This window comes from Flavobacterium sp. DG2-3, from assembly GCF_030730925.1.
In the GTDB taxonomy this organism is placed as follows: Bacteria; Bacteroidota; Bacteroidia; order Flavobacteriales; family Flavobacteriaceae; genus Flavobacterium.
This window is the reverse complement of the sequence record NZ_JAVAMB010000008.1, coordinates 112,652-136,059: the sequence shown is the minus strand read 5'-3', so window position 1 is coordinate 136,059 and position 23,408 is coordinate 112,652. Positions and strand designations below refer to the sequence as shown.

18 protein-coding genes are annotated in these 23,408 nt (G+C 35.2%); 6 read left to right on the top strand and 12 right to left on the bottom strand.

Going from position 1 to position 23,408, the window contains the following annotated elements; genetic code table 11:
* Positions 1-37 precede the first annotated feature (37 nt).
* The 5 genes from Q9Q97_RS13020 to rpsF form a co-directional block, all read right to left on the bottom strand.
* Entirely contained in the window at positions 38-9,718 is a 9,681-nt protein-coding gene (locus Q9Q97_RS13020; protein ID WP_306157693.1) for a gliding motility-associated C-terminal domain-containing protein, read from the bottom strand.
* Between the two features lie 1,171 nt (positions 9,719-10,889).
* The gene (locus tag Q9Q97_RS13015; RefSeq protein WP_306157691.1) at positions 10,890-11,363 is read right to left on the bottom strand and encodes a DUF6495 family protein; all 474 of its coding nucleotides are present in this window, start codon (positions 11,361-11,363) and stop codon (positions 10,890-10,892) included.
* Between the two features lie 119 nt (positions 11,364-11,482).
* Positions 11,483-11,923, bottom strand: coding sequence for a 50S ribosomal protein L9 (gene rplI / locus Q9Q97_RS13010; protein WP_306157689.1), 441 nt, complete (start codon positions 11,921-11,923; stop codon positions 11,483-11,485).
* A 70-nt stretch (positions 11,924-11,993) separates the two neighbouring features.
* A complete protein-coding gene (gene rpsR / locus Q9Q97_RS13005; protein ID WP_002987043.1) occupies positions 11,994-12,290 on the bottom strand; it encodes a 30S ribosomal protein S18 in 297 nt (98 codons plus the stop codon).
* 5 nt (positions 12,291-12,295) lie between these two features.
* Complete coding sequence (rpsF, locus tag Q9Q97_RS13000; protein WP_026729424.1) at positions 12,296-12,637, bottom strand: 30S ribosomal protein S6; 342 nt, start codon at positions 12,635-12,637, stop codon at positions 12,296-12,298.
* A 179-nt stretch (positions 12,638-12,816) separates the two neighbouring features.
* Here rpsF and Q9Q97_RS12995 point away from each other — a divergent pair, with 179 nt between their 5' ends.
* Positions 12,817-13,515, top strand: coding sequence for a LytTR family DNA-binding domain-containing protein (locus tag Q9Q97_RS12995; protein ID WP_008463025.1), 699 nt, complete (start codon positions 12,817-12,819; stop codon positions 13,513-13,515).
* A gap of 10 nt (positions 13,516-13,525) precedes the next feature.
* Here the strand turns inward: Q9Q97_RS12995 and priA are convergent, their stop codons facing one another.
* The 7 genes from priA to nadC all read right to left on the bottom strand — a co-directional run bounded on the left by priA (position 13,526) and on the right by nadC (position 19,776).
* Positions 13,526-15,976, bottom strand: a complete 2,451-nt coding sequence (priA, locus tag Q9Q97_RS12990; RefSeq protein WP_306157658.1) for a primosomal protein N' — start codon at positions 15,974-15,976, stop codon at positions 13,526-13,528.
* A 56-nt stretch (positions 15,977-16,032) separates the two neighbouring features.
* Complete coding sequence (locus Q9Q97_RS12985) at positions 16,033-16,437, bottom strand: PIN domain-containing protein (protein WP_306157656.1); 405 nt, start codon at positions 16,435-16,437, stop codon at positions 16,033-16,035.
* A complete protein-coding gene (locus Q9Q97_RS12980) occupies positions 16,437-16,673 on the bottom strand; it encodes a hypothetical protein (RefSeq protein WP_306157654.1) in 237 nt (78 codons plus the stop codon). Before Q9Q97_RS12980 ends, Q9Q97_RS12985 begins: the two co-directional genes overlap by 1 nt.
* Before the next feature lie 42 nt (positions 16,674-16,715).
* Positions 16,716-17,459: a subclass B1 metallo-beta-lactamase gene (bla-B1-FLAV, locus tag Q9Q97_RS12975; RefSeq protein ID WP_306157652.1), complete on the bottom strand. Its 744-nt coding sequence runs from the start codon at positions 17,457-17,459 to the stop codon at positions 16,716-16,718.
* 10 nt (positions 17,460-17,469) lie between these two features.
* Positions 17,470-17,898, bottom strand: a complete 429-nt coding sequence (locus Q9Q97_RS12970) for a DUF2147 domain-containing protein (protein ID WP_306157650.1) — start codon at positions 17,896-17,898, stop codon at positions 17,470-17,472.
* Position 17,899: 1 nt separating this feature from the next.
* Complete coding sequence (locus Q9Q97_RS12965) at positions 17,900-18,823, bottom strand: YihY/virulence factor BrkB family protein (protein ID WP_306157648.1); 924 nt, start codon at positions 18,821-18,823, stop codon at positions 17,900-17,902.
* A gap of 95 nt (positions 18,824-18,918) precedes the next feature.
* A complete protein-coding gene (gene nadC, locus Q9Q97_RS12960) occupies positions 18,919-19,776 on the bottom strand; it encodes a carboxylating nicotinate-nucleotide diphosphorylase (RefSeq protein WP_306157646.1) in 858 nt (285 codons plus the stop codon).
* Positions 19,777-20,045: 269 nt separating this feature from the next.
* On the opposite strand from nadC, the gene Q9Q97_RS12955 reads away from it, so the two are divergent.
* From Q9Q97_RS12955 to Q9Q97_RS12935, 5 genes are all read left to right on the top strand, one after another.
* Positions 20,046-21,146, top strand: a complete 1,101-nt coding sequence (locus Q9Q97_RS12955; protein ID WP_306157644.1) for a DNA alkylation repair protein — start codon at positions 20,046-20,048, stop codon at positions 21,144-21,146.
* Positions 21,147-21,338: 192 nt separating this feature from the next.
* Positions 21,339-21,524, top strand: coding sequence for a hypothetical protein (locus Q9Q97_RS12950; protein WP_306157641.1), 186 nt, complete (start codon positions 21,339-21,341; stop codon positions 21,522-21,524).
* Positions 21,525-21,690: 166 nt separating this feature from the next.
* Entirely contained in the window at positions 21,691-22,572 is an 882-nt protein-coding gene (locus Q9Q97_RS12945; protein ID WP_306157639.1) for a pirin family protein, read from the top strand.
* Positions 22,573-22,574: 2 nt separating this feature from the next.
* Entirely contained in the window at positions 22,575-22,970 is a 396-nt protein-coding gene (locus tag Q9Q97_RS12940; protein WP_306157636.1) for an OsmC family protein, read from the top strand.
* Positions 22,971-22,972: 2 nt separating this feature from the next.
* Positions 22,973-23,254, top strand: coding sequence for a GNAT family N-acetyltransferase (locus Q9Q97_RS12935; protein ID WP_306157634.1), 282 nt, complete (start codon positions 22,973-22,975; stop codon positions 23,252-23,254).
* Positions 23,255-23,408 lie beyond the last annotated feature (154 nt).

Genomic DNA, 23,408 nt, shown 5'->3' with positions numbered 1-23,408 from the left:
CTTATTTAGTTTAATTAATTAGATTAATAGAAGTGGATTATCTCATAATAGACAACCAGCCTTTTTTAACCGTTCCATCTCCAATGGTTATCACATAAAAATAAGTACCTGTTGGCAGCATATCTCCTCTATTAACAACTCCGGATACATTTGCAGTACCGTTCCAATCATTTTCATAGTTTGCTTTACTATATACTAATGCTCCATATCTGTTAAACACTTTCAGTTCATTGTTTGGATAAGACTCAATACAGTCAATTCTAAACAAATCATTTTTACCGTCATTGTTTGGAGTAAACTCATTGTAAACTGTTAGACAAATTGGTTCTAATGTTACTGAAGCTGAATTGTTTGATGCATCAACATCTAAAGGAGTTGAAGTTTCAACAGTTGCGACGCTTGTATAAGTACCACCCGATAACACCTCTGCAACAATTGTTAATACTACACTCTGACCTGCAGGAAGTGATGGTATTGTCCAAAGCTGTGTTGCTGGATCGTATGTTCCTGAATTTGCAGAAGAACTTACGTACTGTAAACCGCTAGGAAGCAATTCGCTGACAATAGTGTTTATGAAATCTCCTTCACCAACATTGTTTACTGTAATGGTAAATGTTACCTGATCTCCAAAATTCGGAGTTGGATTATCAACGTCATGAGTGATCGTTAAATCTGAACAGCTTGCTACTGTAACATTTAGAGTTTTAATTGTTCTTTCGTCACAATTATTAACATAAGCTACAGTTACTGTTCCTGGACCAATGTCTGACCAAGAAACGGTTACAGAACCGTCGCTTGTTCCTCCACCAGAAACAATTGTTCCTCCGCTGATTGTCCAAACATAATTAGATTTACCATTTGCAATTGAATAGGTTACACCCTTGAATACACAAGGAGTATCATCTGTAGTTGCTAATTGAACTGCAGCATCATTTTCGAATGAAATTGTAATTCCTAATCTCGGTCCGTTATCACATCCATTTGTAGTATTTGCTAAAGCAGCAGCATAATAAGTAGTTGCAGTAAGCGGAGTATTATTTGCCAATGGTGTTCCGCCAGTTGCAGACGCATACCAAACTACATTTGCTTCGTTTACCAAAATGCTGGCCAATGTTGGCAAAGCTGATAAACAGAATGTCTGGTTAGTTCTTGTCGTTGTAATAACACTTGGCGAATTTACATTTACAACTACAGCCAATCTCACTGGATTCTCACATCCAACTGCACTAGAAACTGCACCATAATAAGTGCCTGTTGTAAGAGCTGTTGTTGAAGCTAGAGCTGTTCCTCCTGTAGCTGTAGTGTACCAAACCACATTTGCTTCGTTTACTTGAATATTAGCAACTGTTGGTGAATTTAAGGTACAGAAATTCTGAGTTGCATTATTTGTAGTTGGTGTCGCAGCTGGGTCTACTACTGTAACTGTTACTTGCAAACGAGTTGAACTTTCACAGCCTGTTGCAGCATCAATTATATTTCCGAAATATACTCCAGAAGTTAATGCTGTTGTTGATGCAATTGCTGTACCGCCTGTAGCACCAGTATACCAGGTTACGTTTCCTTCATTTACTTGAATGTTAGCAAATGTTGGTGCGTTTGCAGAGCAGAAACTTTGAGTTGCATTATTAGTAGTTGGGTTAATTGTATTTCCTACTGTAACCGCAACTTGTAATCTTACACTGCTTTCACAACCCGTTGCTGGATCTTTGATCGCTCCATAATAAGTTGTCGTTGTTAAAGCAGCTGTCGAAGCTAACACGGTTCCTGCTGTTTGAGTTGTGTACCAAACCACGTTACTTTCATTCACTTGAATATTAGCAACTGTTGGATTTGTTCCTGAACAGAAAGTCTGTGTTGCAGCAGTTGTTGTTGGCGTCGCAGGATCTGTTACGCTTATTACTACCTCTGCTCTATTTGCGCTTTCACATCCAGTTGCTGGATCACTGATAGCTGCATAATATGTACCGCTAGTTAAAGCTGTAGTAGATGGAATTGCAGTTCCGCCTGTTAAAGCTGTGTACCAAACAATATTAGTTTCATTAAACTGAACACTTGCAAATGTAGGCGCATTAACTGTACAGAAGTTTTGTGTCCCCGCTGTTACTAAAGTTGGTGTTCCTGGATCATTTACAATCACATCGACTGGCAGTCTTGTAGCACTTTCACAGCCTGTTACCGGATCTGAGATCGCTGCAAAATATTGGCCTGATGTTAAAGCTGTTGTTGATGGAATCACTGTTCCGCCAGTTAAAGCTGTATACCAGATAATATTTGGTTCATTTGTCTGAATGCTTGCAAATGTCGGAGCATTAACCGTACAGAAGTTTTGTGTTCCTGCTGTTACTAAAGTTGGTGTTCCCGGATCATTTACAATTACATCAACTGTTAATCTTGTAGCGCTTTCACATCCAGTAGCTGTATCTGAAATTGCCGCAAAATATTGGCCTGTAGTAAGTGCTGTAGTAGATGGAATTGCTGTTCCGCCTGTTAAAGCTGTATACCAAACAATGTTTGCTTCATTTGTTTGAATGCTTGCAAATGTTGGCGCATCTTCCAAACAGAAGTTTTGCGTTCCTGCCGTCACTAATGTTGGAGTTCCTGGATCACTTACAATAACATCAACTGTTAATCTTGTATTGCTTTCACATCCTGTCGTCGGATCTGAAATTGCTGCAAAATATTGTCCTGTTGTAAGTGCTGTAGCAGATGGAATTGCTGTTCCTCCTGTTAAAGCTGTATACCATACAATGTTTGCTTCATTTGTCTGAATGCTTGCAAATGTTGGTGCATTAACGGTACAGAAGTTTTGTGTTCCTGCTGTAACTAAAGTTGGAGTTCCCGGATCACTTACAATTACATCAACTGGCAGTCTTGTAGCACTTTCACAGCCTGTTACCGGATCTGAGATCGCTGCAAAATATTGGCCTGATGTTAAAGCTGTTGTTGATGGAATCACTGTTCCTCCTGTTGCAGCCGTATACCATACAATATTAACTGCTGGAGTAGTCTGAATGCTAGCGAATGTAGGAAGATCATCTTGACAGAAATTCTGTGTGCCTGCTGTTATTAAAGTTGGTGTTCCTGGATCGTTTACATTTACTGTAACTTCCAATCTTACCGAACTTTCACAACCATTAACGGCATCTGTGGCTGCTCCATAGTAAATTCTGCTTACTAATGGTTCAGTTGAAGCAAATGCATTTCCTCCTGTTGCCGCATCGTACCAAACGACATTGCTTTCATTTACTTGAATATTAGCAACTGTAGGCGCAACAGATAAACAGAAATCCTGAGTCGTATCTGTAGTAGTTGGTGTAATTGGATCATTTACAATTACATCTACTGGCAGTCTTGTTGCGCTTTCGCAGCCTGTAGTCGGATCTGAAATCGCTGCAAAGTATTGTCCAGTTGATAATGCTGTTGTTGATGGAATCAATGTTCCGCCTGTTGAAGCCGTATACCAAACAATATTAGCTGCTGGAGTAGTCTGAATGCTAGCTAATGTAGGAGCATCTTCCAAACAGAAGTTTTGTGTTCCTGCTGTTACTAATGTTGGAGTTCCTGGATCGTTTACTGTTACTGTAACCGCCAATCTTATTGAGCTTCCGCAGCTAGTAACTTCATCGGTTGCAGATCCATAGTAAATTCCGTTAGCCAATGGCGTCGTTGAAGCAATTATATTTCCTCCTGTAGGAGCATCATACCAAACTACATTGCTTTCGTTTACTTGAATGTTAGCAACTGTTGGTGCAGCAGATAAACAGAAATCTTGAGTCGTATCTGTGGTAGTTGGCGTATTTGGATCGCTAACAATAATTACTGCATCTTGTAATGTTCCTGCTAAATTTTCGCAAGTATTAGTGCTTGAAACAGCAACATAATACGTTATCGGACTTACGGCTTTTGTTAAACCTGTAGCGGTTAAAATACCAGTTGCATCAATTGCATAAGTAACTCCTGCTATTACAGCTCCGTTTGTAATTGGCTGTGTTTTATTAGCATCTAAATACCAAGTAAATACTGGAGTTGTTAATGTTGGCGCAGTTGGAGTTAATGATGCTGGTACACCATCGCAAACCGTAACATCATCTACTAAAATATCGTTTACTGCTGAAGGAGGTAAAATCGTGAATGTGATTTGCTTTCTGTCTGCTGCTGCAGTTTCACAAAGCTCATCTGAACTCACTCCAACAAAATATGTATAAGTTCCCGGAGCTAATCCGTTTACTATTAATTGACTTGTTGTTTCGCTTGGAATTAACTGAGCTGTTGTTCCATCAAAACTATACCAATGATAAACAGGATTTGTTAAAACTGGTGTTCCAGTTAAACCTGTTGCTAAAGTTACAGATCCAGAAGCTGAACAAACTGAAGTTGCAGTTCCTCCGTTTAAAGTAATATCTGCTAAAGCATTTACTGGAGCAGAAGCTCGTACTTCGACAGTAACTTCTCCTCTTGCATAATTTTGGCAGCCATAACGTACTGGCTGTACATAATATTTGTAAATACCTGCTGCTAAGTTGTCTGGCACGGTAAAAGTAGGTCCAGTTGCAACTGCATTTCCTCCTGTTTCCGCATCGTACCAAATATAAGTTGAACAAGCGATCTCAGGAATTTGGAGTGTAATATCGGTACCCGGACAGACCGTAATTTTGTTCTGAGGATCAGCTCCAATTACTGTTGTATTAGCCGTTCTTTCTACCGTATGAACTCTTAAGAAATCTAATACTCCAACAACACCTCCTAAACGAATTCTAACTCTATCGTAAATTTCTGTTGGAGAAGATACCAATACCATTGCCAAAGAATTTCCTGGCAATAATTTTATACTTAACAATTGGCTTGTATTTTCAATAGGAGCACCAACTGCCACATTTCCTAAATAACGCTGAACTGAAAATCCTGTAAGTAGATTAACTGTTAAAAGAGTCGCTGGTTTAGAAACTACGATTCTTAATGTATCACTAAGAACAGAAGGTGTTTTAAATTGCACTGTTAAATCTGCAGATGCTAAAGCACTTACTCCGCTATACATCGTTGCAAAAGTAGTCACATCATTATCAGCAACATTCCAAGCATCACTTACCCCTACAGCTGCAGTTACTGCACCAATTGGCAAGCCTAAATCTGTTGCACCATAAAAAATATCCTGAATATCTCCTGGCGTACAAGTTACTGTTGTAACTGCTTGATTATAATGAGCATCAAATACTTTTACATTTTGTCCTACACTTGCCAATGAAGAAGATACAACGCGAATACCATCATAATCTTGTGGTCCAGAAGCATCTGAAGGAACAAAAGTAAACTCATAAGAGTTATCACCTGAAATTAAGTTCAATAATGAACCAGACACAGGCTGTGGTGATCCAATAAGAGCCCCATTTCTTGTTCCAATTACTGATAAATTCTGACCAACAGCCAATAAACTATACTCAGAACCTAATTTAACGGTTACTGGAGTACCTTTAGCGATAACAGTAGGCCAAGTTAAATTCTGCCATGTTGTACCAACACCTAAAAGTCCGATACCTGTGTTAATTGTTGAGAATGTCTGAGGATTTCCATCAACTGCATTTGCGTCGTCTGAAACACCTCCAGTAATTATAGAACCTTCCGTTTGAGCTGTTGCATAAACTCTTTCTGTTAAATTTTGACAGCTTGTAAGATCTATCACGTTGATGATCTTAGTTGCTGTAGTAGTACAAGTTCCAATAGTTGCAACTGCTGTATAAGTATAAACTCCTGGAATATTCAAGGGACCAGTCGTAAATGGAGGTCCTGCAATTGCAACACCTTGAGAATTAAACCATGTCACAGTTCCTGTAGAAGTAGCATCTAATACAACATTACTTCCAACATTTACAGATTCCTGTGGATTAATAACATCTAAAGTTGGCAATGCATTAATCGATACCGTTACAGACTCCCTTGCAGAAGGACATGTACTTGTTGTACTTTGTGCTTCTATAGAATAAACGCCACTAACCGTAATATTAGCCGCCTCATCTGCTGTAATTACAGCATTTGACGGATTATAAAAAGTGTAAGTAGTATCTCCTGATGAATCAAAATTAGTGATTGCATTAATTAAATTAGCGCTTCCACATGCTTGTAATGGAGTTGTGATAACTGTTAAAGGTGTAACTGAAGGAAAATTAACCGTTACTTGTTTTAAATCTCCGGCTACATTTTCACAAGTACCTCCATTCAAAGCAGATATATAATAATTATAAGTTCCAGTAGTTAAGCCTGAAATAGTAAGTACGCCATTAGCATCTTTTGCAAATGTTACGCCACCAATTACACTTCCATCGACAATTTCTCCTGTTCTATTTGGATTTTCATAATATTTAAATGTTATACCCGCTATAGCAGAAGATGGAGTTAAAACAGCGGTTCCCGCACAAGTAGCTTCTACTGGGCTTGTAATTGCAATGTCTCCAGCAGTTGGAATTGGTAAAACATTTACTGTCACTGCCTGACGTAAACTGTTTATACAGCCTGCACGAGTTGCTTCTAAATAATACGTAGTAGTAGCTGTTAAAGCAGCTGTAGGAGCTACACTAGCAATGGCTCCCCCAGTTGGAGAATCGTACCATGCAAAAGTTTCTCCTCCAGTTGAAGAAGCTGACAAAGTTGCTGTTTGCCCTGCACAGATTGGTGCTGCAGCTCCAGTAATTGTAGCATTTGGATATCTATAAGCTGCCTGATAAATATATAAATTGCTCAATAAAGTAGCAACGCCTCCTAATCGTACTTCTATACGATCAAACGCTGCTGTCGCAGTAAAACTAGCTTTAAATTTATTTCCAGATAATAACTGAATATTCAACAAACCACCATTTATTGCTGTTCTGTCATTATTATAAGTCGCTCCATTATAAGTTGCAAGAGTAACATTAGATAATGCGCCTAGATCTAAAAGCCCTCCTGGAACTTCTAAATCAACATCGATGATATCTCCTGCCAAACCTGGATTTGCAAAAACCAGTTGTTGCTGTAGATAAGCTCCCACACCAACTGGTACACTAAGTTGAGAGAAAGTAGTAATATCTCCATCAACAGCGCCATTTGGATTTATAGGTGCACATAAAATACATAACACACCATCATTCGATGGTATCTGAGAATTAGCCTGTAAACATGTACTTGCACTAGCTATTACAGTAACCGAAACCGCTCCTCTTGTGGTATTAGCGCAATCAGTACCTATATTAGAAGCTTCTACATAATAAGTTTGATTGCTTGATAATATTGGAGTTGTGTATGAGGTAACATTCGTTGCTAAAAGCGTACCTGCTGTGGCAGCACTATACCAATTGTATCGTACACCAGCAACTGGATTTGCAACCGTTAAAGTAGCATTTTGACCAGACTGAATAATTACATTAGAGGATGTAAATGTCGGAGTAGCTGGTATCGGATTTACAATCAGATTTACTGCTTGACGTGTCGGCGTTACACAGCTTCCTATAGCTGATTCTACAAAATAACTTGTATTAACAGTTAATGTAGGAGTTGTGAAAGAATTACCTGTAAATACTAAATTTCCTCCTGTAGCCGCATCATACCAATTATAATCAGTACCAGCAACTGGAGCGTCAACTGTTAAGGTTGTTGACTGTCCGCTACAAATATTGGTAGGAACTGCTGTAATAGTTGGTAAAACAGGGTTATCAATTAAAATATCAACCGGATATCGCACACTGTTTACACATCCATTTCTCGTCACCTCTATATAATAAGTAGTTGGTGCAGTTAAAGCTGGTGTTGTAAATGCAGCTGTAGATGCTAAAGGTGAACCGCCTGTAGCAGCACTATACCAATTAATTGTTTCACCCACAGCAAGAGCAGCAGTTAATGTTGTTGTTGCCCCGCTGCAAATAGTTGTATTCCCTGAAATATCTGGAATTTTATATCTATAAGTTGCCTGATAAATATCTAAATTAGTTAAAAGACCTGCCACACCGCCTAAACGAACTTCAACACGGTCAAAATTCGCTACAGCTGTAACAGTTGCTCTATATCTAGTTCCGCTTAATAACTGTAAAGTTATAAGAGGATTATTAATCGCAACTCTATCATTATTATAAGTTGTACCATTATAGGTAGCTAAACTAACTACGCTTAATAATTGTACATCTGCCAAACCTCCTGGCAATTCTAAATCAACCTCAACAATATCTCCAGCTTTTCCTGGATTAGTAAATTGCAAAGTTTGTTGTACCGAACCTAATACATTAACAGGAGTAGTAAGTCTTGCTGCTGTAGCAGGATTACCATCTACAGAATTGTTTGGATTTGTAACACTACACAGCAAACAAATACCAACTTGAGTAGTCACCTGACTGCTAGCTTCCAGACAACCGCCTAAAGCTGCTGGCTGAACCGTTACCGTAACAGGCACTCTTGCTGCACTAACACAATTTCCGTTTGCACTTTGTGCTTCAACGTAATAGGTTTTCGTAGCTGTTAATATTGGTGTAGTAAAAGTTGGCGTATTTGTTGCAACGGCCGTTCCGCCAGTCGCAACTTCGAACCAGTTTAATTGTGTGCCAGCTTCAGAAGTCGCATTTAAAGTTGCATTCTGACCCGATTGAATTGTTACACTTTGAGTAAGAACTGTCGGATTAGCAGGAACTGCTGTAGAAACAACATTAATTTGAGCTCTAGTAGGACTAATACAGCTTCCGATAGAAGCCTCTACAGAAAAAGGAGTTGTTCCTAAAGCTACTGTCGGAGAGTAGGAAGTTCCTGTTGCTACCGCAGTATTAGCGCCATTATACCAAGTATATGTTGTCCCAGGAACAGGATTTACTAAAGATAATGTAGTCTGTTGCGTTGGCCCAGTAGAACAAACTACAGTCCCTACATTACTATAAGCAGGTGCAACAGGGTTTGAAACATTTAAAACAACAGGCACACGAACATTTCCTTCGCACCCTGCTGCTCTAGTTATTCCTATATAATAGGTTGTATTTGCTGTTAAGGCAGGAGTTGTATACGTATTTCCTGTCGCCAAAGCTGTGGTAGAAAATTCAGAACTATACCACGCAAGCGAAGTCCCTGCAGCTGGTGTTGCTGTAAGAGTTGTTGGAACTCCAGCACAAACTGTTTGAGATAAACCGCCAGATACCGTTGGTTGAGCAAACTCAAGCCTAATGTCATAAATTCTAACTGTCGCCAAAAGACTTAGCAGACCACCACCAACCTGAATTTGAATTTGGTTGGTATCACCCGTAATAGGAAATTTTGCAACAGCTACAGTATTACCGCTTAACAAATTTAAATTCAAAAGCGGATTGTTTAAAGCCACGCTGGAACCTACATTGACCCCAGAATTTTTAGCTTGAACCGTAGCATTTGACAATAACGTTAAATCAAGTAAACCGTTGCCCGTACCAAAGTATATTGCAACTTGGTCACCGGCTCGAGCCGTTTGATTTAAAGTCATTGTTTCTTCTGCAAAACATCCAGCAATTGCAATACCATTTGTCAAGGTTGCATAAGTGGATAAGCCAGCACTATCGTAAGCATTGGCAGGACTAGTAACACCTACTCCTAAACACACAAGCCCTCCTCCCGTACTATTTGTCTGAGACACAGGTCTACAAATAGTTTGAGAGAATGCATTAGTGCATATCAGGAATAAAGTTAAAAGTCCTAATAATCTCAATTGAGGGTTGAGATTACAAAAAGTAAATTTTTTTTTCATAATTTGGAAGATTAGAAAATGGACAATAAAACACCTCTCGCAGTAAGTGCAAGCACCTACGCAATTAAACAATCAATTAAAAATCAAACAGTTAAAACATAAGCTAGCAACTTATAAATAAGCTGGCAAACTCTGTTTTCTTAAAAAAATTATGTTGAATTCGGTATACCGAAACATACCGGAGAACAAATCTTATCTCCTAGAGATAAAATGAGTTCCGCTTTTTTTGAGGAAAAACGATTGTGATCAGTTTTCCTAGAGGAGTGATTTGCTGCAGGTCTAATTTTCATAAATGAAAATTTTTAGTTGAAAGTAGAACTGGGGATTCTTTTTATATAGGTTGATTCATTTTTTAAAGAAAGTTGATTAGTCTTCCTAAAATAATCATGCTGATAAGGCTGATTCTGAATCTATTTATATTCATAAAATTATTGCTCCTTATAATCGACTCGCCAAATGGGGTAACTATAAGACAGCAAACTAAAATGCGGACCTTTTGAAATAAAATTAGATATCTTAAAACGATTAAAATTATCGTTCAGATAAAAGAAGTCTAATAGGTTAAAAAATAGAGCTAAAATAAAATGTACAATTAAAGTAATTTTGATAAAGAAAGTAATTGTCAATTCCATACGCAGACTTATTAAGTTATTGTATAATTTTTCAATTTTCAATCTTAACAACATGGCGAATATTTCTTAACCAATATGTTTTTGAAAACCAAAAGAAAAACTTTGTTTAACTTTTGTTATCTAAAATTAAGAAATACAAAAACATAAAACAAGCCTAAAATTCTTATAATTTATTCTTAAAACTTCATTTAGCAAATTAACAGTACACTAAAACATCAGAAAAAACGGTACTTTTAACATAATTATCTTGCTAATTTTAAATTAAACAAAATATTAAACAAAATATGTTAAATCGATTGAAATAAAGTATAATCTTACATTTAAAATAAAATAGTCTGCAAAATTATCCGTAATATAGACCAAAAGCACTTATTTTTCTCCTATAAAATTTAAAATCTTAAAAGTTTGGCGAATTTTTAAAAAACAAGTAGAAATACGTGGTCAAAATTTCAATAAAGATTAAACAAAAGTTAAAAACAAAAAAAGCGGGCAATTATTTAACTAATTGCCCGCTTTCATTAAAACATTATAATTTTATTCTAAGATTCTAAAATTTGATTAATTTGACTAAATAATTGTCCATCACTTAAAAAAGCGCCCTGTTTAATCAATTCAAAAATTGAAGAATTTCGCTCATCAGTAAATACTTTCTTCCCTACTTTCATTTCAATATTTTCTGTGAACATATTATCACTAAGCCACTGAAGTCCATCTTTGGTCAAAAAATCAACTTCTGGAGAAAACGATTTTAAAACAATCGACTGAATGTAAGTATCAAAACAATGAAATAAAAATATATGATTTTTAGAAAAATGCTCCAGATACTCTGCTCTAGTTAATACGCCTTCCCAAATTAAATCTGAAAAAACATCCAATTCCTGTTCTGCAACTTCCGGTTTATTAACCTTTAGTTCTTCCCACTCTTTTCTATCTATTGCTTGTGTAGCCAAAAAACTTGCAAATTCTGCATGTAATTCGTCAAACTGTTCTTTTGTTAATCTTGCGTATTTCATCTTTTTTATGCTTTACGCTTTAAGTTATAAGCCATACGCTTTAACCCAAAGACTAATTATTTTCATTATAAAAAAAAATCCCGATTTGCATCGGGATTTTTATATCGTTTTTAAAACTATTACTTTTCAGCAACAATTTCGTATGGCAAGTCAACGATTACATCTCTGTGTAAACGAATTGTAGCATTGTATTTACCAGTACGTTTTACAACACCGCTAGTGATGAATTTTCTATCGATAGCATTACCAGATTTCTCTAAAGCTTCAGCGATATCGATGTTAGTGATAGAACCAAAAAGTTTCTCTCCACCAGCTTTTGCAGTAAGTTTAATTTCAAGAGCTTTTAAAGTTTCAGCTAATGCTTTAGCATCAGCAACAACTTTAGCTTCTTTGTGTGCTCTTTGTTTTAGGTTTTCAGCTAAAACTTTTTTAGCAGAAGGAGTTGCTAAAGTAGCAAAACCTTGAGGAATTAAAAAGTTACGACCGTAACCAGGTTTTACAGATACTACATCATCTTTAAATCCTAAGTTCTGTACGTCTTGTTTTAAAATAATTTCCATGTTGTTGTCCTTTATATTTCAGAAGTTAGGTTCCATTTAACCGGAAACCAACAACTATTTTTTTAATATACTATTTTAATAAATCGGCCACGTATGGCATTAAAGCTAAGTGACGAGCTCTTTTTACAGCTACAGAAACTTTTCTTTGGTATTTTAATGAAGTTCCAGTTAAACGACGAGGAAGAATTTTTCCTTGCTCGTTAACGAATTTCAATAAGAAATCAGCATCTTTATAATCGATGTATTTGATTCCTGATTTTTTGAAACGGCAATACTTTTTAGTTTTGTTAGTTTCAATGTTTAAAGGCGTTAAATATCTGATATCTCCGTCTTTTTTTCCTTTTGCAGATTGCTCGATTGTAGACATAATAATTACGCTTTAGTAGATTTTAATTTAGCTCTTCTTCTTTCCGCCCATGAAATAGCATGTTTGTCTAAACTTACAGTTAAGAAACGCATAACTCTTTCGTCACGTCTGAATTCAGTTTCAAAAGCTACAAGAACTTCTCCAGCTACTTTGAATTCGAATAAATGGTAAAAACCACTTTTTTTGTTTTGGATTTCGTAAGCCATTTTTTTAAGACCCCAATCCTCTTTCGATACCATTTCAGCTCCTCTACTAGTAAGAAATTCTTCAAATTTCGTTACTGTTTCCTTCACCTGAACCTCAGATAAAACGGGATTTAAAATGAAAACAGTTTCATAATGATTCATAAATAATAAATTTTATTTGTTAAAATTGGGTGCAAAAGTAAGCATTTAATTTACATCCACAACATTTTTTTCCTTTTATTCGTCATAATACAAAAAAATATACCCCAACCTTAGTTTTTTTTGCAAAAAAATAATACATTTACTACTGCTATCCTGAATTTATTCTAAATTTAAATGTTATGAAACTAAACTGTGTTGTTGTAGATGATAGTTCTATACAAAGGACAATTATTGCCAAATTGGTAAATAATCACCCAGGCTTGCATTTAATAGGGGATTTTTCTAATGCTATTGAAGCAAAAAGTTGTATCTCATTAAATAATATTGACTTAATATTTCTTGATATAGAAATGCCTGTTATTAATGGCTTTGATTTTCTGGACGGATTAAAATCAAAACCACAAATTATATTTATCACCTCTAAAGCCGAATATGCTTTAAAAGCTTTCGACTACGACGCTACCGACTATCTTCAAAAACCAATTGCAGTTGACCGTTTTAATGCTTCTGTAAAAAGGGCAATCGACATGCATTTGCTAAAAAAAGATATCAAAGAAGAAGAAGGCGAACATATATTCATCAAAAGTAATCTAAAAAAACTTAAAATCTTCACTTCAAAAATAAAATGGATTGAAGCTTTTGGAGATTACGTTAGAGTAGTTACAGAAGACGACAGCAATCTGGTTCTTTCTACAATGAAATCTTTTGAAAATGATTTATCGAAAGACAAATTTATCCGCGTTCATAAATCATACATTATTAATATAGATAAGGTTGAGCGCTTTAACAGCAAATTTGCTGAAATCGGGATCACCAAAATACCTTTAAGCCGCAACAAAAAAGAAGATCTTGTAAAAGCACTTTCTACTTCTTCTTAATTTGCTGTTTTTAATAAAAATCTACATTAATTACAACTTTTATAGCTCTGTATTGAGCCACAGCTTCAAAACTATTCAGCATTTTCTGAATAGTTTTTTTTGTATTGCCCAAATGAAGATTGTGCGGAATCTTAATCAAAATCGTTCTGATGTATTCATTTCGTATTCTGCTTATAGCGGGCTCTTCAGGACCCAAAACTGGCATTCCTAAATTTTGGCTCAAAACCTGATACAGCCACATAGCTCCTTCTTTCAATTTATCAAAATCTTTGTGCTTTAGCGTAAGTTTTATAATCCTGAAATAAGGCGGATATCTATAAATCTGCCTGTCATACAACTGTTCTTTATACATACCTATATAATTATGGTCTGTAACCTGCTGAATAGTATTATGATTTGGATTATAAGTCTGAATAACCACTTTCCCCTGTTTTTCTGATCTTCCAGCCCTTCCCGCAACTTGCGTCATCATTTGAAAACTGCGTTCAAAGGCTCTAAAATCTGGATGATGAAGCATATTATCAGCATTCATAATTCCGACTAGACCAACATTGTCAAAATCAAGCCCTTTGGCCAGCATTTGTGTACCAACCAGAATATCTATTTCACGATTCTTAAACGTATCAATTATCTTTTCAAAACCAAATTTTCCGCGGGTAGTATCCTGATCCATTCTAGCCGTTTTTGCTTTCGGAAAAAGTATTGACAACTCCTGCTCTATCTGCTCGGTTCCAAATCCTTTGGTCGTTAAATCAATACTAGAACAGTTATGGCAATTGGTAGGTTTCGCAATCGAATACCCGCAATAATGGCATCTAAGCTGATTTTTATGTTTGTGATAAGTTAAACTCACATCGCACTGCTGACAATGCGGAACATGCCCACAAGTCATACATTCAATTACAGGCGAATATCCTCTTCTGTTTTGAAACAAAATAACCTGCTCACCCAACAACAGCGATTCTGCAATTTCTTCAATTAAAAGATCGCTAAAATGTCCTGTCATTCTTTTTCTGAAATGCTTGTCTTTTATATCAACCAAAATCACTTCAGGCAAACGGACATTTTTATAGCGTTCTGTAAGCGTGACCAGTCCGTATTTATCATTTTGGGTATTAAAATAAGTTTCAATACTTGGAGTTGCCGAACCCAACAACACTTTAGCTTTATGAAAATTAGCCAAAACAATTGCCGCGTCTCTTGCATGGTATCTAGGTGCTGGATCAGCCTGTTTAAAAGTCTGTTCGTGTTCTTCGTCAACAATCAATAATCCGAGATCATTAAAAGGCAAGAACAAAGCCGATCTCGCTCCTATTACAATTTGCGCTTTTGGCGAATTTTCGAGAGTTTGCCTCCAAACCTCAACTCTTTCGTTATTGCTATATTTGGAATGAAAAACAGCGACTTTATCGCCAAAATGAAGACGCAGTCTCGAAACCAATTGGGTGGTAAGTGCAATCTCGGGAAGCAAATATAAAACCTGTTTTCCAGTCTCTAGATATTCCTCAATCAGTTTAATATAGATTTCTGTTTTTCCACTCGAAGTTACACCGTGAAGAAGACAGACTTCTTTTTCTAAAAAGCTATTTTTAATTGCAGAAAAAGCATTGTGTTGCGCTTCACTTAACTGAAGTTCTTTTTCTGATTTTTCGCCATTAAAAGTAACACGATCGTGCTGCAGATAATACTCCTCAAATATTTCTTTTTCTATTAAAGATTTTACCGCTGCCGATCCTGCATTGGAAACTTCTATAAGTTTCTTTACCGTAATTGGCTTTTTTTCTGTGGCACTGATTTGAAAATAAGACAAAACAATTTCTTTTTGTTTAGTAGCATTTTTCAATACCGTCAGTAATTCTTCCAAACCACTATCCGATTCGTATTTGGAATGCAATTTTACATATCGAACCAGTTTTGGCTTGTACGTTTCCTTTATTTCTTCATCCAAAAAAATGATGTCCTTCGCAATCAGCTTTTGCAGAATCGGAAGTATATTTTTTCTATTTAAAATGGAAGCAATTTCCTGAACCTTTAAAGAACTCTGATGATGCAAGGCTTCAAAAATTAGAAATTCATCATCAGAAAGTTCGCTGTCATTTACGACAACATCAGGTTTATGCGAAATAATGGTTTCGCTTTCCAACAACAATCCACTTGGAAATGCGCCTCGATAAACATCTCCAATACCGCACATATAATAACTGGCTATCCAAAGCCAGTGTTGAATCTGGATTTCGGTCGCAATTGGCTGTTCATCTAAAATCTGATGAATTTCTTTGGCTTCATATAAAGTTGGAGCATTTTCATGAACATCCAAAACAAGGCCTGTATAAATTTTACTTTTACCAAAGGGCACAGCAACGCGCATCCCTTTTTTAATGAAATGAAATTCAGCCTCAGAAACTCGGTATGTAAATGTCTTCGCTAGAGAAAGCGGTAAAATGACTTCGATGAAATGCATGGAGGAAATTATAAGAGAGGTGAAGGATAAATGTGAACAGCGTTTTTCTTTAGTTTTTAATTTCTTTCAAACCAATTCTCCATTTGAATTCCATTTAAAAGCTTAAAATCTTTAGTATTATCAGTAACTAAAATCAATTGATTTTCGATCGCTGTTACACCAATCAAAAGATCAAATTCATCATTCATTGGCTTACCAATTTTTCTAAGCCTAACCTTCTCTATCGCGTACCTTTTTATAGATCCAAAAATTGGAATTACTGCTAATCCTTTCAAAAAAGCATCAACAGCTTTATTAGACTTTATTGGATCTGCACTATTTTCAGCACCAAAACGAAGTTCAGCAACGGTAATTTCAGAAATATAGCAATTCTCTAATCCAACTTCTTGAATTTTTTTATCAAGATTAAGTTTTCCTCTAAGAAAGAAAACACACGTACTAGTATCTAATAAATATGCCATTAAAAATCAATCTCCTTATCTTTAAAACTTCTGTTCGCTTTAATTTCAGACACAATATCTTCAGCATTTTTTTCTGAAGCAAATGCACCAAAAGATTTATAAAAATTGTTCTCTTTGCCTTTATTACTTTTTATTGATTTTGTAAGTCGTTCTATAAGTTCAATTTTATTCGAAAAACTAAGCCCTTCAAACAAATTTGAATACGATTCAAGTATATGTTTATCCGTTACAGTCATTTTATCTCTCTTTATATTGTTCCAAATATACGCAAAAATAAGCTATTTTTCTTTTTGTATTTTACTGAGATAATCCTGAACCAGCCTCAATGTTTGGCTTATCGACTTGTTGGTAGTTCCGCCATCATGTCCCGGAATTACATATTTCGGATTTTTAAATTTCGACTGGATTTTTTCAATAGATTTTCCCCATTCTTTAACATCAGCGTCACCTAAATAACCCAAATCTTTAGCTTCTGCACTTTTTATAAAACATCCGCCATAAAGAATTTTCTCTTTTCCGAACCAAGCCACAATATTATCTGGCGCATGGCCTTTACCAGGATAATACATCTCAAATTTATATTGTCCAACCGTAAAAACTGTATCATTAGGAATTACAAACTCAGCTCTTGGCTCTTTCTTATTTTTAAGAATTTCGTCTGTTAATTTACCCGAATAAGTTTTAATTCCTTTTTTTCTATAAAAATCCAATCCGCCAGCGCGATCATCGTGCGAATGCGTTGCAAAAACCATTACAACATTTTTATTGTGCTTTTTCTTAATGCTATCCAATAAAGGTTGAAACTGCGTTTTATCCCACGGAGCATCAAACAGTACGGCACCTTTATCTGTAACTACATACATGGCATTGGCAGAAATCTTTACACCCTTGTAATCATTAAAAGTCTTATAAACATAAAAGTCACCCGTAAGATGACTTATTTGTAATGGCGAATTCTTAGATTGTCCAAAGCTGTTTGAAACTATAACTAAGAATAAAATTATCGAAGCTAATTTTCGCATTAGGTTTTAATTAGTTTTTTACTCTCGTCCAATATTGTGTTCTTCCCATTATGGAAACTCCAACATAACCGCGAAGTTTTAATTTATCAGCAGACTCTAAAGTGATGTAACATTTGTATTTTTTACCGCTTGTAGGATCTAAAATTGTTCCTCCATTATATTCAGAACCGTCTTTTTTAAGTCCATTTATAATAACCATTCCTAAAATTGGTTTGTTTTTTTCAGCTCCGTCACATTTTGCACAAACGTCTTTTTTATGACTGTCACGAAGAATATCCACCACCTTGCCGTAAACTTTTCCTGATTTCTCGTAGATCTCAACGATTGATTTTGCTTCACCTGTTGCATCGTCAATTGTTTTCCATTTTCCAATTACACTTTGGCTTTGCATGGTTAAGGCAAAGAAGAACACTCCGATAGTTAGCATCAAATTTTTCATATTATTTTTCTTTTTTTTGTTTTAATTTTCTGATAGAAGCGTTCAATTCGAACCCTAAAAGCAGAATCATACAGTTTATCCAAATATAAAACATTAGAATTAATAATGTCCCAATCGAACCATAAAGTTCGTTATATTTTGAAAATTTTATAACCCAAATCCCAAAAAAGAACGAAGATATAACAATTAAGATCGTTGTAAAAACAGAACCAATGCTTATAAAAGGCACTTTATTATACTGTTTTGTACCATAACGCAATAATATTGAAGATGTTATCAAAATCATTAAAATAACAAACAAATATCGACCCAAAATGATCAGCGGAATTCGATCACTCAGCACATCCTGAATAATTGTTTTTTGAATAAAAACCTCAAAAACTACAATTGTCGCCACCGTAACAAACAAAATAACAGTCATTACTAGAGAAATAGCAAGCGCAACAAGATATTGGCTGAAAAATCCGCGTTTATCAAATACGTGTTTAGAGGATTCGAAACCACTCAAGATTCCGTTAATTCCATTTGCCATTAAAAAAATAGAAAGCAAAAATCCAGAAGATAATAAACCCGAGTGACTATTATTTAAAATATCGCTGATAATTTTACTAATGGCATCATACGTATTTGGCGGAACGCTTTGCTGTACAAATAGTAAAAAATCGTCTTGAAAATTGTCTATCGGAATAAACGGAATTAAGTTTAAGATAAAAAGAGCAAAAGGAAACAATGCCATAAAAAAACTAAAAGAAACTGCACTCGCATGATACGAAAAAGCACCTTCAAGAATTCCTAAAGTATACATTTCAAGTAAATCATACAGCGAAAAACCTTCCAACCAAGGAAGTTTTACTTTCTTTAAAAGTCGGGCTAAAGAGCGCACAACGGGCAATTTTTCAATCCGAGCTTCTATCTCTTTCGACATATTTTTTGATTTTAGATTTTAGAGTTATGCTTTTAGATTAAACCATACTTAAGTTCAATTTAATTCATAACTTATAATTCAAAATTCATACCTCATTAAAAAGCTTTCAAACTCAAATCCATATTATAAACAGAATGAGTCAGAGCGCCAGACGAAATATAGTTTACGCCACACAAAGCATATTCTCGGATTGTTTTTTCGTTGATATTTCCAGATGATTCGGTTTGACATTTTGTACCAATTAACGCAACAGCTGTTTTGGTGTCTTCGTAATTAAAATTATCAATTAAAATCCTATGAACGCCATCGCTTTGTAAAATCTCTCTGATTTCGTCCAAACTGCGGGCTTCAACGATAATTTTAAGATCAAGATTATTTTCTTTTAAATATTCCTTAGTTTTAGAAATCGCACGCGTAATACCTCCAGCAAAATCAATATGATTGTCTTTCAACATAATCATGTCGTACAAAGCATAACGATGATTTTCTCCTCCTCCAATTTTTACAGCCCATTTTTCTGCCACTCTGAAATTTGGAGTAGTTTTACGTGTATCTAAAATTTTAGCATTTGTACCTTCTAAAAGTTGCATCAAATGGCTTGTTTTTGTAGCAATAGCAGACATTCTCTGCATGGTATTCAAAACCACTCTTTCAGCTTTCAAAATAGATTGCGAACTTCCCGAAACTTCAAAAACAATTTCACCATATTCTACGTGCGTTCCATCTTCGATAAAAGTTTTCACTTTTAGTTTTGGATCTACATGTTCAAATATCATTTTAGCAAGCTCAACGCCGGCAATTATTCCTTGGTCTTTCACCAATAATTTTGCCTGACCGTGTGCCGTATCAGGAATGCAGGCAAGCGAACTGTAATCGCCAGGGCCAACATCTTCTCTAATGGCATTGCTTATTAAAAGTTGTAATTCTGCTTGAAATTGGGCTTCGCTTATCATTTTTCTGTTTTTAATAATATGCTAAATTAGGACATATTTTATCGATTTAAAAGTTTCCTTTCTGCGAAAAGTTATTTAAAACATTAAACTTTTCTTTTTTAACCATTAAGAAGTTAAGAAAATTAAGCTTTTTATTCTTAGTAAAACTTATCTCTTAATTCCCTAATTAAGTAAACAACTTACATTTAAAAATCTTAATAAACTTAATCCCTTAATGGTTAAAAAAATTAAAACATTAGATATCTTTGAAGTTCAATCAAGCAAAATTTATGGGATTAATTAAAGATATTTACTCGGTTTCTTTTTACGAAAAATTTGGTCAGGCTGTCGCCGAAGTGCATCCTTCATTCAACAAACAAAAATTCATCGAAACGATTTACGAAGGTGATTTTGCTCAAAAAGAATGGAAAGAACGTATGAAACACACGACGGTTGTTTTTCATCAGTTTATGCCACAAAACTTTTCTGAGGCCACAGCTTTAATCGATAAAATCATTGAAAATCTTAGAAAAAACAATTTTGCAGATAGCAATCTGGCTTTCATTTTCTTTGCCGATTATATCGAAATTTATGGCTTAGAAGATTTTGAAACTTCAGCGAAAGCCTTTGTTTCTATAACACAATTTATAAGCTGTGAATTTGCGGTTCGTCCTTTCATTTTAAAGTATAAAGAAAAAATGATCGAGGAAATGATAAAATGGTCTTTGCACGAAAATCATCACGTACGCCGTTTAGCAAGCGAAGGTTCAAGACCGAGATTACCATGGGCAATGGCGATTCCTTTCTTAAAAAAAGATCCGACTTCTATTCTTCCGATTTTAGAAAATCTAAAAAATGATCCATCAGAATATGTTCGTCGAAGTGTGGCTAACAATCTAAATGATATTGTGAAAGATAATCCTGAAATTGTTTTGGAAATCGCAAAAAGATGGAAAGGTCATACCAAAGAAACCGACGCAATCATTAAACATGGCTGCCGAACTTTATTGAAACAAGGACATCCTGAAATTTTAAGCCATTATGGTCTGGAAAGCACGAATATTGAACTTTCTTCTTTTGAAATTAAAACGCCAAAAGTAAAAATTGGAGATTATCTACAGTTTCATTTTTACTTAAATAATAAGAATGAAGAAGCAAAAACGGTTCGTTTAGAATATGCTGTTCATTACAAAAAAGCAAAAGGGCATTTGGCGAAAAAAGTATTTAAAATCAGTGAGAAAATCTATCATCCGAACCAATTAACCAAAATTGAAAGAAACCAGTCTTTTAAATTAATTACAACTCGTGTTTTTCATACTGGAATTCATCATTTGTCGATTATTATTAATGGAACAGAAAGTGAAGTTTTGGAGTTTGAGTTGATTAAATAATATCTCTTAATGAATCTGTTTATGGAAATAAAGAAATCAATTATCAAGATTAGTTTTTGTTTAGTTTTTCTAACATCTATTCTTAGTTTTCAGACTAAAAAAGAAGAAGTTTTAATTCTTTCTTACTCCGCCATAGACTGTCCTTGTGCTCAATGGAAAATAGAAAATCAAAAAAACACAAAAAACATTTATTTGGAAAGGGCAAATAACAAAATATTGGATGCCAATAAAATTTGGGATGGAAAAACTTTGCCTCTAAAATTACGTGTAAAAGGATATTTCAAAAAGGATCTTGGAATTCCAAGAAACTTTTCTACTAAAGGAAATCCAAAACCCGGAAAAGTATTCTTATATACTAAAATCGAAGAAATCAAGTAACTCAATCACCTTAAATACCTAATTTTAAAAATCTTGTCTTTCTAAATTAAAACATAGTCAGCGATTTTCGTTATTTTTATAAATCAAAAACAACTTTTCTTAATCTAAATTAAGTTACAGACAAGTATCGGTGCTGTAATTTTGTTTTCAAATCAAATAATACCACATGTCAAATATCAGTTTAATTATCGAAGAACGCGCTGCCAACATTGGCAATTTTATGGTAGGCAGATTATTGCCTTTCCGCGAAAAAAGAGCCGTTGGGCCATTTGTTTTTATCGACCACATGGGACCAGCACATTTGAGTGACCACGAAAATATGGATGTTCCGCCGCATCCGCATATCGGACTTTCAACGCTTACTTTTTTGTTTGAAGGAAGTATTATGCACCGCGACAGTTTAGGAACTGAACTCGAAATAAAACCTGGCGCAGTAAACTGGATGACAGCAGGAAAAGGAATAGTGCATTCTGAAAGAACTCCTGAATATTTAAGACATTCAGATAAAATGCTGCACGGATTGCAGATTTGGGTGGCGCTTCCGAAGGAATTAGAACAAATGGATCCTAATTTTACACACGTCGAAGCAGAAGATATTCCAGCTTGGGAAGAAGACGGCGTTTCATATAAATTGATTGCTGGTGAAGCATTCGGAAAAAAATCTCCTGTTCCTGTTTATAGTCCACTTTATTTTATTGAAATCAAGAGTAAAGAAGCCAAAAAAATCAATATTGGAAAGGATTTATTTGGCGAAAGCGGTTTATATATCTTAGAAGGAAGCATTAAAAATGGTGAACATGTTTACGATCCGAGACAAATTCTGATTACCAACGACAGCACGCTTTGCGAATTTGAAATGGCCGAAAACTCTACTGTTTATATTTTTGGAGGACAGCCATTTCCTGAAGAGCATTTTATCTTTTGGAACTTTGTTTCTTCTGATAAAGAATTAATCGAAAAAGCAAAAATCGACTGGACAAACCAAACTTTTCCAAAAGTTCCAGGAGAAACAGAATTCGTTCCTTTACCAGAACCAAGAATTAAATAATTATGGATACAGTTTCAGCAAAAATAGATACGCGTTTGTATCGAACGGAAATTAAATCAGCTAGCGATAATATTCTAATTTCTGATGAACCGCAAGAATTGGGCGGGAAAAATTTAGGTTTAAATCCGACTGAACTTTTGGCAGCTTCTTTAGCTTCTTGTACCGTAATTACGTTGCGAATGTACATTAACCGTAAACAATGGAACGTCGAGGAAATTAATGTAAAAATTGATTTTGAAAGAGATTCAGAACGAAGCGTATCGGTATTTACAAGAAAAATAGAAGTGATTGGAGATGTTGACGAAACCCAAAGACAAAGACTGGAAACAATTGCCAACAGCTGTCCGATTCATAAAACATTGACGCATTCAATCGAAATTAAAACGACATTAATATAATTATGGAAATTCAACAGATAAACGATACTAAAAAAGGCTATTTTGAAGCTTTAGAAGATGGCAAACAAGCTGGACAAATGACTTATACTTGGGCCGGAAACGATAAATTTATTATTGACCACACCGAAGTTAGCCCAGAATTTAACGGCAAAGGTGTCGGCAAAAAATTAGTTATGGCAGCGGTAGATTATGCCAGAGCAAATAATGTAAAAATTATTCCGCTTTGTCCTTTCGCGAAAAGCGTTTTTGATAAGGTGGAGGAAATTCGAGACGTGCTTTCTTAATCTAAGCTTCTAAGGTTCTGAGGTTCTGAGATGCTAAGGTGCTAAGTTTTTTCGATCGCTCGCAAAGACAAGGTTCCCTAAATTCACGCAAAGCAAGCAATTTTTTTTAACCGCAAATTTCGCAAATTTTCACAAATTAGATATGAATAAATTA

Coding starts and splice junctions, on each gene's coding strand:
- Q9Q97_RS12970 (WP_306157650.1), bottom strand. CDS start 17,898: ATGAAAAATTTGATGCTAACTATCGGAGTGTTCTTCTTTGCCTTAACC.
- rpsR (WP_002987043.1), bottom strand. CDS start 12,290: ATGTCTACAATCGAGCAATCTGCAAAAGGAAAAAAAGACGGAGATATC.
- Q9Q97_RS12945 (WP_306157639.1), top strand. CDS start 21,691: ATGTCAAATATCAGTTTAATTATCGAAGAACGCGCTGCCAACATTGGC.
- rplI (WP_306157689.1), bottom strand. CDS start 11,923: ATGGAAATTATTTTAAAACAAGACGTACAGAACTTAGGATTTAAAGAT.
- Q9Q97_RS12955 (WP_306157644.1), top strand. CDS start 20,046: ATGGGATTAATTAAAGATATTTACTCGGTTTCTTTTTACGAAAAATTT.
- Q9Q97_RS12965 (WP_306157648.1), bottom strand. CDS start 18,823: ATGTCGAAAGAGATAGAAGCTCGGATTGAAAAATTGCCCGTTGTGCGC.
- bla-B1-FLAV (WP_306157652.1), bottom strand. CDS start 17,459: ATGCGAAAATTAGCTTCGATAATTTTATTCTTAGTTATAGTTTCAAAC.
- Q9Q97_RS12935 (WP_306157634.1), top strand. CDS start 22,973: ATGGAAATTCAACAGATAAACGATACTAAAAAAGGCTATTTTGAAGCT.
- Q9Q97_RS12980 (WP_306157654.1), bottom strand. CDS start 16,673: ATGACTGTAACGGATAAACATATACTTGAATCGTATTCAAATTTGTTT.
- Q9Q97_RS13015 (WP_306157691.1), bottom strand. CDS start 11,363: ATGAAATACGCAAGATTAACAAAAGAACAGTTTGACGAATTACATGCA.
- rpsF (WP_026729424.1), bottom strand. CDS start 12,637: ATGAATCATTATGAAACTGTTTTCATTTTAAATCCCGTTTTATCTGAG.
- nadC (WP_306157646.1), bottom strand. CDS start 19,776: ATGATAAGCGAAGCCCAATTTCAAGCAGAATTACAACTTTTAATAAGC.
- Q9Q97_RS12985 (WP_306157656.1), bottom strand. CDS start 16,437: ATGGCATATTTATTAGATACTAGTACGTGTGTTTTCTTTCTTAGAGGA.
- Q9Q97_RS12940 (WP_306157636.1), top strand. CDS start 22,575: ATGGATACAGTTTCAGCAAAAATAGATACGCGTTTGTATCGAACGGAA.
- Q9Q97_RS12995 (WP_008463025.1), top strand. CDS start 12,817: ATGAAACTAAACTGTGTTGTTGTAGATGATAGTTCTATACAAAGGACA.
- Q9Q97_RS13020 (WP_306157693.1), bottom strand. CDS start 9,718: ATGAAAAAAAAATTTACTTTTTGTAATCTCAACCCTCAATTGAGATTA.
- priA (WP_306157658.1), bottom strand. CDS start 15,976: ATGCATTTCATCGAAGTCATTTTACCGCTTTCTCTAGCGAAGACATTT.